The organism is Streptomyces gardneri (assembly GCF_006539185.1).
GTDB lineage: Bacteria > Actinomycetota > Actinomycetes > Streptomycetales > Streptomycetaceae > Streptomyces > Streptomyces gardneri.
This window is the reverse complement of sequence record NZ_BJMN01000010.1, coordinates 275,933-289,205: the sequence shown is the minus strand read 5'-3', so window position 1 is coordinate 289,205 and position 13,273 is coordinate 275,933. Positions and strand designations below refer to the sequence as shown.

At 72.7% G+C, this 13,273-nt stretch carries 10 protein-coding genes; all 10 read right to left on the bottom strand.

The window, feature by feature from the left end; all coding sequences use genetic code 11:
• Position 1 precedes the first annotated feature (1 nt).
• The 10 genes from SGA01_RS07995 to SGA01_RS07950 are packed head-to-tail and all read right to left on the bottom strand — an operon-like array spanning position 2 to position 13,257.
• The gene (locus tag SGA01_RS07995) at positions 2 to 1,276 is read right to left on the bottom strand and encodes a DUF4910 domain-containing protein (protein ID WP_174867227.1); all 1,275 of its coding nucleotides are present in this window, start codon (positions 1,274 to 1,276) and stop codon (positions 2 to 4) included.
• The gene (locus SGA01_RS07990) at positions 1,273 to 2,298 is read right to left on the bottom strand and encodes an NAD-dependent epimerase/dehydratase family protein (RefSeq protein ID WP_141294686.1); all 1,026 of its coding nucleotides are present in this window, start codon (positions 2,296 to 2,298) and stop codon (positions 1,273 to 1,275) included. Before SGA01_RS07990 ends, SGA01_RS07995 begins: the two co-directional genes overlap by 4 nt.
• A 3-nt stretch (positions 2,299 to 2,301) precedes the next feature.
• Positions 2,302 to 2,949, bottom strand: coding sequence for a PIG-L deacetylase family protein (locus SGA01_RS07985; protein ID WP_141294684.1), 648 nt, complete (start codon positions 2,947 to 2,949; stop codon positions 2,302 to 2,304).
• Positions 2,946 to 3,761 (bottom strand): sugar phosphate nucleotidyltransferase, encoded by an 816-nt coding sequence (locus SGA01_RS07980; RefSeq protein WP_024759341.1) that lies wholly within the window; start codon positions 3,759 to 3,761, stop codon positions 2,946 to 2,948. The genes SGA01_RS07985 and SGA01_RS07980 overlap by 4 nt, the downstream gene beginning before the upstream one ends.
• Entirely contained in the window at positions 3,758 to 4,993 is a 1,236-nt protein-coding gene (locus tag SGA01_RS07975) for a class I SAM-dependent methyltransferase (protein ID WP_141294682.1), read from the bottom strand. Before SGA01_RS07975 ends, SGA01_RS07980 begins: the two co-directional genes overlap by 4 nt.
• Before the next feature lies 1 nt (position 4,994).
• On the bottom strand, positions 4,995 to 6,266 hold the full coding sequence (locus SGA01_RS07970; RefSeq protein WP_141294680.1) for a glycosyltransferase: 1,272 nt from the start codon (positions 6,264 to 6,266) through the stop codon (positions 4,995 to 4,997).
• A gap of 7 nt (positions 6,267 to 6,273) precedes the next feature.
• Positions 6,274 to 7,521, bottom strand: a complete 1,248-nt coding sequence (locus SGA01_RS07965) for an O-antigen ligase domain-containing protein (protein WP_141294678.1) — start codon at positions 7,519 to 7,521, stop codon at positions 6,274 to 6,276.
• Between the two features lies 1 nt (position 7,522).
• A complete protein-coding gene (locus tag SGA01_RS07960) occupies positions 7,523 to 9,097 on the bottom strand; it encodes a right-handed parallel beta-helix repeat-containing protein (protein ID WP_141294676.1) in 1,575 nt (524 codons plus the stop codon).
• A gap of 9 nt (positions 9,098 to 9,106) precedes the next feature.
• Positions 9,107 to 11,074 (bottom strand): heparinase II/III family protein, encoded by a 1,968-nt coding sequence (locus tag SGA01_RS07955; protein ID WP_141294674.1) that lies wholly within the window; start codon positions 11,072 to 11,074, stop codon positions 9,107 to 9,109.
• A complete protein-coding gene (locus SGA01_RS07950; RefSeq protein ID WP_141294672.1) occupies positions 11,071 to 13,257 on the bottom strand; it encodes a bi-domain-containing oxidoreductase in 2,187 nt (728 codons plus the stop codon). Before SGA01_RS07950 ends, SGA01_RS07955 begins: the two co-directional genes overlap by 4 nt.
• Positions 13,258 to 13,273 lie beyond the last annotated feature (16 nt).

The window sequence follows — 13,273 nt, the reverse complement described above, 5'->3', positions numbered from 1 at the left end:
GTCACTCCTTGATCAGCCCGGCGCCGAGCAGGGCGTCGGCCGCGGCGGCGACGGTGTCGAACGGCAGCCCGGACCGCTCGGCGACCTCCAGCAGGCTGTGCTCGCCGTCGGAGAGGTTGAGCACCCAGAGCATGGCCATCTGGGCCTGCTTCGTGTCGCTGCGGCCGCCGAGTGCCTCGTACAGGCCGCGTCGGCCCAACTGCGGTTCGCCGTACGGGCTGAGGTTGACGTACCGCCGGTCGCGGTCGAGCACGGAGAACGCCTCGCGGCAGACGGCGAGCGTGTCCGCCATCGCCTCCGGGGAGACGAAGTCCGGGTTGTCCGCCGAGGTGTGGTACTCCGGGTAGCCCGCGTACGGAGTGCGGGTGAGCGAACCCACGCCGAGATCGAACCCGGGCGAGCAGTACTGCCGCTCGTCGTAGCCGTACGGAGTGAACTCGTTGACCTGGTGCGGACGTTCGGACACGGCGAGCACGTGCCGCATCACCCGGTCGATCCCCGAGTCGCCGCGCCTGCTCTGCTTGTACGTCAGTCGGCCGCGGTCGCCGGCGCAGGCGAGCACGAGACCGTGCTTGACCTGCTCGATCCGCTCCGCGTTGCGGGCCAGCCAGGTGATCGCCCCGATCGTGCCGGGGGCGAAGACGAACCGGTAGGTGTGGTACGGCCTTTGCTCCGCCAGTGCCCGGGCCAGGAACACCGCCACCGCGACGCCGGCCATGTTGTCGTTGGCCAGCGCCGGGTGGCAGACATGGCAGGAGACGATCACCTCGTCGGCGACCTGCCCGGGGACCACGTGCTCCGCGTACGTGAGGTGTCCGTCGACGAGCGTGGAGTCCACGCACACCTCGTAGTCACCGTCCGGCAGCGCGTCCAGGGTCTCCTGGGCCAGGCAGAACCCCCACTCCGGCTTGTAGTAGCTGGTCCGGTACGGCACCCAGGACGGGTGGTCCGGCAGCGTGTGCAGATGTCCGCGCAGCTCGGCCAGCGGCATCGTCGCCGACACCGGCACGCTGTAGCCGAGCACGTGCAGGCTGGACGCGGCGAAGTCGACGACCCGCCTGCCGGTGGAGTCGGCGACGTACGCGTCCCGGATGTTCCACTCCTGCGGCACCGTCCAGTCGAGCACCTGCGTGCCGGTCGGGACCTCGTGGACCTGCAGCGGGATGTACTCGCCGACGATGTCCAGCGTCGCGCGCACACCGTCACCGGTGATGCTCCGGCACAGCGGGTACAGGCGCTCCACCAGCGCGTGCATCTCCTCGCCGGGCCCCGTCATCGGCGCCACCGCAGGGTGTCGTCGACGGCGCCGGAGTCGGACGCGGCGCGCAGCACGGCGAGCCGGGTGAAGCGCCGCTCGAAGTCCTCCCGGGTCAGCCCGTGCTTCCGGTAGGCGTCCGCGAGTTCGAGCGCGCCCCGCTTCACGGTCCACTCGCAGTCGAAGCCGGGGATCGCCGCACGGAACCGGGAGAAGTCCACCCGGTACGACCGCGGGTCGGCGCCGTTCTCCCCGGTGATCCGCACCTTCGATCCGGGCACCGCCTCGGCGACCTGCTCGGCGATCTCGGCGACCGTGACGTTGTTGACCTCGCTGCCGATGTTGAACGCCCGGTCGTGCACCGCCTCGCGCGGCGCGCTCAGCGCGGCGGTGAAGGCCCGGGCGATGTCGGCGGCGTGCACCAGCGGGCGCCAGGGGGTGCCGTCGGAGAGCACGAGGACCTCGCCGGACAGGAGCGCGTGGCCCACCAGGTTGTTCAGCACGATGTCGGCGCGCAGCCGTGGCGAGTAGCCGAAGGCGGTGGCGTTGCGCATGTACACCGGGCTGAAGTCGCCGTCGGCCAGCGCGTGCAGGTCGTCCTCCACCCGCACCTTGGACTCCGCGTACGGCGTCACCGGGCGCAGCGGGGCGTCCTCGGCGACCAGTTCGTCACCGCCCGCGGCGCCGTAGACCGAGCACGTCGACGCGTACAGGAAGCGCCGCACCCCGGCGTCGCGGGCCAGCCGCGCGATCCGCACGGACGCGTGGTGGTTGATGTCGTAGGTGAGCTCCGGAGCCAGCGACCCCAGCGGGTCGTTGGAGAGCGCGGCCAGGTGGATCACGGCGTCCACCCCGGCCACGTGCTCGGCCGTGACGTCGCGCAGGTCGACTCGCGGCCCCGGCGGGTCCGCGGGCGTCGGGCCGAGCACACAGTCGGCGAACAGGCCGGCGTCGAGCCCGACGACCTCGTGCCCGGCGGCCGTGAGGACGGGGGCCATGACGGTGCCCAGATAGCCCTGGTGCCCGGTCAGCAGTACGCGCAAGGTTCATTCCCCCAGGTCGAGAGTGAGTTTGGTGATGTCGAACGCCTCGGCGTAGCGCGCGTGGCATTCGATGCCGCGGATCCGGGCCAGCCCGAGGAAGGCCTCCCGGTCGTACCAGGGACGGTGCCGCTGCGAGGGGTAGTGCTCCTGCAGCAGCCGCACCTTCCGTTCGGCGATCTCCGGCGACAGCGGCTGGTACGCCGCCGGTCGGCCGAGGTCGCCGTCCCACTTGACGATCTCGTAGCCGAGCACGAGGTGGTCGCGGAACGCGGTGGTCATGAGCTGCGCCAGGCCGCGGTGGTCCTGGTGCGCGTCCTCGGTGCGCGGGGCGAGGACCAGATCGGGCTCGGTCCGCTCGCGCAGCTCCTCGATCGCCCCCTTGGCCTCGTCCCAGTGCGCGGGCAGCCGGCCGTCCGGCAGCTTGTGCACGGTCAGCCGCAGGTCGGCGCCCGGGCAGAACGCGGCGAGCGCGGCCCGCTCCTCGTCCTCCCGCTCGCCGCCACCGCCGGAGAGCACCAGCGCGTCCACGCGGATGCCCGGCCGCGCGAGGCACAGCGTGAGCAGCGTGCCACCGGCGCCGATGGCGATGTCGTCGCAGTGCGCGCCCACCGCGACGACCCGGTCGAGGCGCCCGGCCCCGAGCCGGATCACGCCCGGGCTCCGGCGCCGGCCGCGGCCGCCGCCGCGCCGTCCCGCTCCCACACGGCCCACGGGCGGTCGCCCCGGGCGTAGGCCTCGTCGAGCGCGGCCCGCTCCTTCACGGTGTCGGTCGGCTTCCAGAAGCCGCGGTGCTGGTGCGCCACGAGCCGGCCCTCCTTGGCCAGGGCGGCGCAGCCGTCGGCGACCAGGTCCCCGTTCTCCGGTATGTGGTCGAAGACCTCCTGGCGGAGCACGAAGTAGCCGCCGTTCTCCCACAGCGGCAGTTCGCTGACCGCGGTGATGCCTCCCACCAGGCCGTCCTCGCCCAACTCCACGCAGTGGAAGGAGGATTGGGGCGGCACCACCATCATCGACGCACCCGCGTCGCGCCGGGAGAACTTCTCGATCATCTCCGGCAGCGGGGCGTCGGTGAGCACGTCGGCGTAGTTGGCGAGGAACATCTCGTCGCCCTCCAGGTGGTGCCGCACCCGGCGCAGCCGCTCCCCGATCGGCGACTCGATGCCGGTCTGGGCGAAGGTGATCGTCCAGTCGGCGATGTCGGTGGACAGCAGCTCGGTCCGTCCGCCGCGCAGCACGAAGTCGTTGGACGTCGTCTCCTCGTAGTTGAGGAAGAAGTCCTTGATGTGATGCGCGCCGTACCCGAGGCACAGGATGAACTCCTTGTGCCCGAAGTGCGCGTAGTAGCGCATGACATGCCAGATCAGTGGCCGCGGGCCGACCATCGCCATCGGCTTGGGCACGTCGTCGGAGGCGCCGTTGCGCATCCGCATCCCGTAACCGCCGCAGAACAGCACGACCTTCACGGCTTGACCTCCACGATGCTCAGCTCCGGTATGGGGAAGACCAGCCGGCCGCCCCACTCGTGCACGAAGGACAGCTGCTCGACCAGCTCGGCCCGCAGGTTCCACGGGAGGACGAGGACGTAGTCCGGCTTGTCGGCGGCGATCCGCTCGGGCGGCAGGATCGGGATACGGGTGCCCGGGGTGAACCTGCCGTGCTTGTAGGGATTCCGGTCGACCGTGTACGCGAGCAGGTCGGGCCGGATGCCGCAGTGGTTGAGCAGGGTGTTGCCCTTGCCCGGGGCGCCGTAGCCGACGACCGTCTCGCCGCGCTCGGCCGCCTCGATGAGGAACCTCAGCAGGTCCCGGCGCACCTTGGCGACCCGGGCGGAGAACTCGGCGTACCCCGACAGCTCCTGGAGCCCGGCCGCCTTCTCCCGGTCCAGCACCTCGGCCACCCTCCGGGACGGCTCGCCGGCCACCTCGGCCGGCCGGGCCCACAGCCGGATGGAGCCGCCGTGCGTGGGCAGCAACTCGACGTCCACGAGCGTGAGTCCGCCGCTCTCCAGCGCCCGGATCGCGGACGCGACCGTGTAGTACTGGAAGTGCTCGTGGTAGATCGTGTCGTACTGGTTCTCCTCGATCAGCGTCAGCAGGTGCTGCACCTCGATGGAGACCCAGCCGTCGTCGGCGACCAGGGCGCGCAGCCCGCGGGTGAACCCGACGACGTCGGGGATGTGCGCATACACGTTGTTGGCCACGACCAGGTCCGCAGGGCCGTGCTCGGCGCGGACGGCCGAGCCGGTGTCCGGGCTCAGGAACTCCGTGAGCGTCGGGACGCCCTCGTCCCGCGCCGCGGCGCCGACGTTCACCGACGGCTCGATGCCGAGGCAGCGGATCCCCTGGTCCACCACGTGCCTGAGCAGGTACCCGTCGTTGCTCGCGACCTCGACCACGAAGGATTCGCCGCCGAGACCGAGCCGCTGCACGGCGCCGTCGACGAACGTGCGCGCGTGCTCCACCCAGGACGTCGAGTACGAGGAGAAGTACGCGTACTCCTGGAAGGTGTCCTCCGGCGTGATCAGCGGCGGGATCTGCGCCAGCCAGCAGTCGGTGCAGACCCGCAGGTGCAGCGGGTACGCCGGCTCCGGCAGGTCCAGCCGGTCCGCGGCGAGGAAGCTCTCGCACGGCGGGGTCGCCCCGAGGTCGACGACGCTCGCCAGCGCCGCCGAGCCGCAGAGTCGGCATCGTGTCATCTCATTCCCCCATCCCGCTCGCGGCGGTTCCCCGCCGCGAGCCAGTGTTCTCGTCCCCTACCGGCGGCGGGCCGTCCCCGCCGCCGTACCGCCCCGCTGTCGCGGCGCGGTACTCCTCCACCAGGCGCTCAAGACCGACCGCCGGGCTGAAGTCCCGCTCGTAACGGCGCCGGGCCGCCAGTCCCATCTCCCGGTTGAGGGCCGGCTCGGTCGCGATCCGGCGCAGGCGGGCCGCGAGCGAGGCGGCATCGCCCGGCGCGTGCAGCAGCCCGGTCACCCCGTCGTCGACGAGCTCGACGAAGGCGCCGTGAGCGGCGGCGACGGCCGGGACCCCGGCCGCCATCGCCTCCGCGACCACCAGGCCGAACGTCTCCAGGGACATCGAGGGGGCCACCACGGCCACCGACCGCGCGACGGCCCGCCGGCACTGGGCGGGGTCGTACAGACCGACGTACCGCACGTCGTCGCGGCCCGCCGCCCAGGCGGACACCTCGCTCTCCAGCGGCCCCGCGCCGGCGATCACGAGCGGCACGTCCAGACCGCCGTCCGCCGCGATCGCGTCCCACGCGGCCATGAGCAGCCGCACGCCCTTGGTCTCCGCGAGCCGGCCGAGGAAGAGCAGATGCTCGCCGGTGCCCGCTCGGGTGACACCCGGGTCCGGCACGAAGTTGTGCTTCACCACGAGCCGTTCGGCCGGCATGCCGGACCTCACCAGGACGTCCCGCTGCGCGGCGGAGATGCAGAAGAACCGCTCCACGCCGGACCACCAGCGCCGCCGGTTGACCGAGAGGCTGACCGCGAGCGGAACCGTCGCGAGCCGGGAGTTCCGGTAGCAGCCGTGCCGGACGGCCGGCAGCGCCGTCGCCGATCCGACGCACTCGGTGCACGGCCGGCCGTCCCTGTGCAGGGTGCCGGGCGGGCAGACCTGGGTGTAGTTGTGCAGCGTGGCGACGACGGGCACACCGGCGTCGGCGCAGGCGGCGAGCACCGCGGGCGACAGGAGCGGGAAGACGTTGTGGACGTGCACCACGTCCGGTCGCTCGGCGCGGAGCCGGGCGGTGAGCTCCGTGCGGACCGCGGGGTTCCACGGCACGAGGAGCGGCACCGCGGCCTTGGCGAGGAGGGACCGGGCGGCGATGTCGTCGCTGCGCCGCTCGAAGACGTCGACCCGGTGGCCGGCCGCGCGCAGCAGCCCCACCTCTTCGTCGACCACCCTGTTCTCACCGCTCGGCTGCGCCGAGGAATAGCGGTTGTGCACGACAAGGACATGCATGCTCAGGTCACCTCCGGGCCCATCGCGGGATACGTCGTCGGGGAACTTCGGTCATGGGCAGGGCCGTGGGGACGAGTGCGGCGAGGGGCGTGGCCGCCGCGGCGGGGGCCGCGAGGAGCGAGGCGGCCAGGGCCAGATGCAGCAGATACGCGGAGGCGTCGCCGAGACCGACCTCCGTGTACGAGGAGATCGCGCAGTAGCTGATCAGGAAGATCGCGCAGGCCCGCGGCAGCGACGGCGGCCGCAGCAGCGCGACGGCGCCCAGCACGACGATCATCGCCGCCACGATGGTGACGCCGACCAGACCCTGCTCGTGGTAGACGGCCAGCCAGCTGTTGTCGATCGGCAGCCCGTCGAACGACTTGTCGCCGAGACCCGTGCCGAGCGCCTGCTCCCCGAGCGTCCGGGGCGCTGCCAGGAGGGCGTCCCAGACCTTCGCCCGGCCGGTGAGGTTGGAGAAGTTCTCCTGGCTCTGCCCGCGCAGGAACCACGACCGCAGCGCGGAGCTGAACACCACCGCGGCCACCGTGGCGCACAGCACCGCCCAGGCGAAGACCCGGCGGGCGGCGGCGCTGGTCAGGACGAGCGAGCCGATCGCCAGCGTCAGGGCGATGATCAGGCCGAGCGTGGCCGTCCGGGTATGGGTCATCGCGAGCAGGACGAGCGACGGCACGACGACGACCGCCGCGCCGGCCCCGGTGGTCCGCCGGCCCAGCACGAGCAGCACGGTCAGCCCGATGACCACCGCGGCGTACTGGCCGATCTGCGGCGGGGTGAGCGGCCACAGCGCGCCGACGAGGCGCCCGCCGTAGTACTCGGGCATGGCCGTGCCCGGTGCGACGAGCAGCCCGGCGGCCACCAGGACGAGCACCGCGAAGTACATCCGGATGTGGTGGCGGACGAACGTCAGGCCGCCGTCCCACCAGCGGCTGAGCAGCCACAGCGTGGCGACGAAGAGCGTCAGCCGGGCGCAGCGGAACAGCGCGCCGACCCCGACCTCCAGGTGCACGCTGGAGATCACGCTCGGCACGAGCAGCAGGGTCAGCAGGAAGAGGAAGGCGCTGGCCCGGACGCGCAGCCGGGGATTGACGACGAGCGCCAGCGCGAACGCGGCGACCAGCGCGCCCATCGTGACCATCTGGATGAGGGAGCGGGGGAGCGGGACGACGGTCTTCGCCCCGGCGGAGCCGAGCGTGTTGAGCGCCAGCAGCGCCCAGGCCGTGCCGACGATCTTCGGCGTGTGGTCCGCGACCAACTCAACCACCGTCCCGTGCGCGGAAGGTGCTGCCCTCGTCCTGCCGGTACGGCGCGCCCCGCCACTCGTCGAGGCTGAGTGTGCGGCCCGGGGCGTGGGCGACGAACGTCCACGGCCCGAGGTAGTCGTTGTCGCGCCAGCGGTTCTGCTGCCCGCGGGTGATCGCCTCGGACACCCGCTCGCCCTTGTACGGCGACCAGTCCGGAGACGTACCGGAGTTGGCCACCACCGCCATGCGGTCGCACCCCACCGTGCAGTCGAGGGCGGACTTGTCCAGGACGAAGCGGTTGCCGTGGATGTCCACGCGCTGGGTCTTCCACCGGCAGTCGTCCCGGAGCGGCGCGGCGGCGATCGCCGGGGGCGCGCAGCGGGCGGGGTCCTTCACCAGCAGCGTGCAGTATCCGGTGGAGGTGTTGGACGGGCTGTTGCAGAACCGGTCGGCGTTCTCCCACAGGGTGATCCCGGACCAGTTGTTCTCCAGCACGTTCCCGTAGATCTCGATCTTGTCCGTGCGGGCGGGGACGCGGGGCTCGCCGCCCGACTCGGACACGTAGACGGTCCCGTACGGGAAGTCGTCGCCGTCCTCGGCGTAGCCGCGGGCCTCGACCACGTTGTTGCGCCGGATCGTGTTGTTCCGGATGACCGCGTTGTAGCTGGTCTCGTAGATCAGCGCGGCACCGTCGTTGGCTTCGAGGACGTTGTCCTCGAAGCGGAAGTCGTTGTTGTTGGTGTCCGCCCAGAGTCCGGCGCCGCGGTTGTCGTGCACCCAGTTGCCGCGGATGTCGGCGCCGTCGACCGCCCAGAACTTGATGCCGGCGGTGCAGCCGCAGCCCGGCTGCCGCCGCTCCCAGTCGTCGGTGTTGTTGCCCACGACCTCGTTGCCCTCGACCACCAGGCCCTTGATGGAGTCGCCGGTCTTGTAGGCGTTCATGCCGTACTGCCCGTTGCCGCGCAGGCAGCTGGCGCGGACCTGCTGGCGTGCACCGGCCATCAGCCCGGCGCCGGAGTTGTACTGGATCCTCGCGTGCTCGACCACCCACCCGTCGGCCATGTCGTGGTTGACCACGCCCTCGTTGTTCGGCGCGACGAAGCGCTCCACGGTCAGATGGCGGATGGTGACGTCGCGGGCCGTGCCGCCGAACGCGTACTGGTTGGTCTTCCGTCCGTCGAGCACCGCGCCCGGCGCGCCGAGATAGCGGTTCCCCTCCTTGGGCACGACCTGGGCGTAGGCGTCCGGCTCCAGCCTGTGGGTGCCCGGCCGAAGCCAGAACGTGGTGCGCGGGGGGCTGCTCTCGGTCTTCGCGGCCAGATCGCCGACCACCGAGGGGTCCACCGTCACCGCGCCCGCCGGCGCCTTCGCCGGCCCGGCCGGGGGCTCGGCGCAGACCCGGGCCAGGCCGGAGGGGGGCGCCCCGATGGCGGAGGGCGCCCCGGAGGCGGAGGGCGCCCCGGACGCCGAGGACGTACGGGACGGCTTCGCCGGGGCGTCCGACGTGCTCGTGCAGCCGGTCGCCACCAGCAGGAGCAGCACCAGAGGCGCCGTCGGCGCCGCCCGGCGCCGCCGCTTGATCACCACGAGCCCCCCCTAGCCGCGGAACCTGAGCACGGTGGTGAACTCTCCCGCCGACGCGGTGCCGTCGGCGAAGCCGCTGCCGACCAGCGTGGTGGAGGGTTCCTTGCGCCCGAAACCGGGGGAGTACCAGCCCAGCGGCGGCTCGCTCTCGCCGCGATGCGCCCGCCAGGACAGCTGCTCGGGCAGGTCGAGCGCGGCGGAGCGGTCCTCGCCGTCCCGGGTCCAGGTGAGGACGGCCCGGTTCCCCACCAGCTCCGCGGCGATCGCCGGGCCGAGGTGGAACGCCAGACGCACGGCTCCGCTGTCGCCGCGCACCTCGTCGACCACCCGTAACTCCCGGCTCGCGGCCGTCAGCTCCACCCGGCGGCGGTGCGTGACGCGCTCGTAGCCGTCGTGCTCGGCGCACCAGCGGGCCACGCCCTCGGAGGCGGTGTCCGCGACCAGGACACGGCTCCGGGCATGCCGGGTCCACAGGAACGGGCCGCCGGAGACCGACTGGTCACCGCCTTCCCACTGCAGGGTGTTGTGGCCGAGCGTCGACCGGAAGTACTGCCGCCACTCGGGCTGCCCGTGGTAGCAGAACGTCCCCGGGTCGGCGAGGACGTCGACCCCGTCGTGCCGGACCTCCACCGACAGCGCGTCCGCGTGGGCGTGCGCGGCGATGGACAGAAAACCGTGCGGACCTCCGTCGCAGCGGCACCAGATCCCCTCCGGACCACGCAGGATCGTCATGCCCGCGTCGGCGAAGTGGGCCGGTCGGCTCGCCGGCCGGGACACGGCCGGTACGGTGCCCGCCTTCGCGTACGGCCGGACGAGCGCGGCCAGCAGCGGCGTACGCACATCCGTACCGGTCACCTCCGGCCACCAGTCGAGCCGCCCGAACACGGCGTCCCCCGTGGCCAGCAGCGAGCCCCAGCGGTCGGTGCCCGCGCCGTCGACGATCAGACCGTGGCCGTCGTCGGAGTCGCCCTGGCGCGGCGGCCGTAAGCGGTCGTCCACGACGGCGGCGAGCGCGTCGGTCATCCGCAGCAGCACCAGCCGGACCGTCGAGGGGACCGGTACGCCGGCCGCGTCCGCCTCCGCCACGGCGGCCAGGCCCAGCTCCAGGACCAGCCCGTGGTACTCGGTGGCCAGCTCGCGGTTGAGGCCGGAGCCGAAGGTGTTCGCCCGCAGCTGCCGCTCCAGCGACCGCAGGGCGTCGGCCCGCCAGCGCGCCGAGGAGGGGAACCAGCCGAACGCGCAGGCCGCGGCCAACTGCCCGGCGGCCTCGGCGATGACGTGGTTGTTCGCCGACGACCCCCGGCTGGGGAAGGCGGCCAGCCAACGCTGGTGGTGCCAGATCTGGCGCAGCGCCACCGGGTTGCCCTCGAACAGGCCCGCCGCGCCCGGCCAGCCGTCGAGCAGCCGCCGGACCCACACCCAGGAGAGCAGCCGGATCCCCAGCTCGATGCCGCTGGTCCAGTGCACCCCGCGCAGCGGCGCGTTGGCCGCCCACCACGACCGCAGGTGCTCGGCCACCCGCTCGGCGTACCGCTCGTCCCCGGTGATCGCGTAGGCGGCGGCGAGCACGGTGAGGTACTGGTGCCGGGACAGCTCCCAGATCTGCTTGATGTCGCCGACCGCCTCCTCGTCGCGGTACGGCACGTCGAAGGCGTAGCCCCACGGCGCCCGGCGCCCGGTCTTCGGGTCGTGCCACCAGTCCGGGTCCACCAGGTCGTCGCGGTCCACGCCGAAGTACTCCGCGTGCCCGTCCATCAGCCGGTCCGCCTCGGCGACGAGACGCTTCGCGGCGTCCGGCGGCACCGCACCGATCGTCCCCGCGGGCAGCACCGCGGTGAACCGGGCGCCGGTCACGGCCGGGCCGTCCGGCCGCACCGACCGCCACCGCCGCCTGCGCAGGGTGTCGCCCACCCGGCCGCCGACCTCCCGCGGTCCCATCCGGGACAGCCGCCGCAGGTACCAGCCCGTGCTCAGGGTCATCGAGCCCCCGCCAGGGTCACCGGCACACCGGCGGCCAGGCCCGCCGGCACGGCGAGGGTGGCCGCCGTGGTGGCGACGAGCGACTCCAGCGGCACCGGCATCGGCCCGCCGGTCCGCACGGCCTTGACGAACGCGGCCAGCTCCGCGTTCTGGCCCTTGTCCCGGGCCTTCGGCAGCCGCGAACTGACCCAGCGCTTGCCGCCGTGGACCGAGGCACGGACGAAGTCGTCGAGCCGCAGCACCTTCCCGTCGGCGACGAGGTCCAGCGTCTCCTTGGGGAAGCCGGGCGCACCGGTCGTGACGTAGCTGATGGTGGCGGTGGACCCGTCCGGGTAGCGCAGCACGACCTGCAGGTCGTCGGCGCCGGCCGTGGCGACCGCGTACACCGAGACCGGGTCGGCCCCCAGGAGCCAGCTCGCCGTGTCGATGAAGTGGCCGCCCTCGCCGGCGAAGCGCGAGCCCTCGGTGCCCTGCTGGAGGTACCAGCTGCCGTGCTGGAGCCGGCCCGCGTTGACCAGGTAGCGGAGGCTCGCCGGACCGGTCCGGGCGCCGAACCGCTGCCTGGCCTCCTGCAACAGGGGCGCGAACCGACGGTTGAAACCGACCTGCAGCCGGTCGTTGCCGGACTTCTCCACCGCCGCGAGCACGCCGGCCAGCTCGTCCTCGGTGAGCGCCAGCGGCTTCTCCACGAACACCGCCTTGCCCGCGAGCAGCGCCCGCTGGGTCAGCTCGGCGTGCGAGCTGTGGCGGGTGACCACGAACACCGCGTCGATGGACCGGTCGTCGAGCACCGCGTCGAGATCGGTGGTCGCCTCGGTGAAGCCGAACTTCCGCTGCGCGTTGGCCGCGGACAGCGCCGTCGTGGTGACGACGGTCGACAGCTCGACGCCTTCGCGCCCCGCCAGGTGCGGCAGGAGCATCGACGTCGCGTAGTTGCCGGCGCCGACGAACGCCAGCCGCACCGGCTTCCCGGCGGCCCGGGCCTGGGTGGACGTGGCGCCGCCTGTCCGCTTCACCGTGGGCACGGCCACCGCCGGAGCCACCGCTTCCCCCGCGTCCCCTCCGGGGTAACGGAAGAGCACGGCCACGGCCTTCAGGTCGCCGTCCTTCAGACGCCGGTAGGTCTCGACGGCGTCGTCGAAGTCGGCGATGTGGGAGATCAGCGGCTCCACGTCGACGCTGCCGCGCGAGAGGAGATCGAGGAAGCACGCCAGATTGCGGCGCTCGGTCCAGCGCACGTACCCGATCGGGTAGTCCCGCCCTTCGAGTTCGTACGCCGGGTCGTAGCGCCCGGGGCCGTACGAGCGCGAGAACCGGACGTCGAGCTCCTTCTCGTAGTACGCGTTCCACGGCAGGTCCAGGCGGCACTTGCCGATGTCGACGACCCGGCCGCGGTCCCGGGCCAGCCGGGCGGCCAGCTCGACGGGCTGGTTGCTGGCGCCGCCGGCGGCCAGGTACACCTGGTCCACGCCGTGACCGCCGGTGAGCTCGGCGACGGCGGCTTCGACGGCCGCCGACTCGGGATCGCCGCAGGCCTCGGCACCCAGGCGCTCGGCGAGCTCGCAGCGCGCCGGATCGGGGTCGACCCCGACGACGCGGACCCCCGAGGCGGCGAGGAGCTGCACCACCAGCTGCCCGATCAGCCCGAGGCCGATGACCAGCGCCACCTCGCCGAGCTGCGGCTCGCCCTGGCGGACGCCCTGCATGGCGATCGAGCCGACGGTGCCGAAGGCCGCGTGCCGCGCTTCGAGGCCGTCCGGCACCCGGGAGTAGAGGTTCTTCGGCACCCAGTTCAGCTCGGCGTGCAGCGCGTGCTCGTTGCCGGCGCAGGCCACCAGGTCGCCGACCTTCACGTCGTCGATCCCGCTGCCGACCTGCTCGACCACCCCGCACAGCGAGTAGCCGAGCGGCGTGTAGGAGTCCAGCTTGCCCATCACCTTGCTGTAGGTGGCGGGCAGCCCGTTGGTGGCCACGCTCTGCATGACCTTGGCCACCTGGTCCGGCCGGGAGCGGGCCTTGCCCAGCATCGACATGCCGGCCTCGGACACCTTCATGAGCTCGGTACCGGTGGATATCAGCGAGAACGCGCTGCGGACGAGCACACCGCCCGGCTTGCACCCCGGCACCGGCACGTCGAGCACCGTCAGTTCGCCGCTCTTGTAGTTCTGTACGACCTGTTTCACCGAAGTCCTCTTGTCT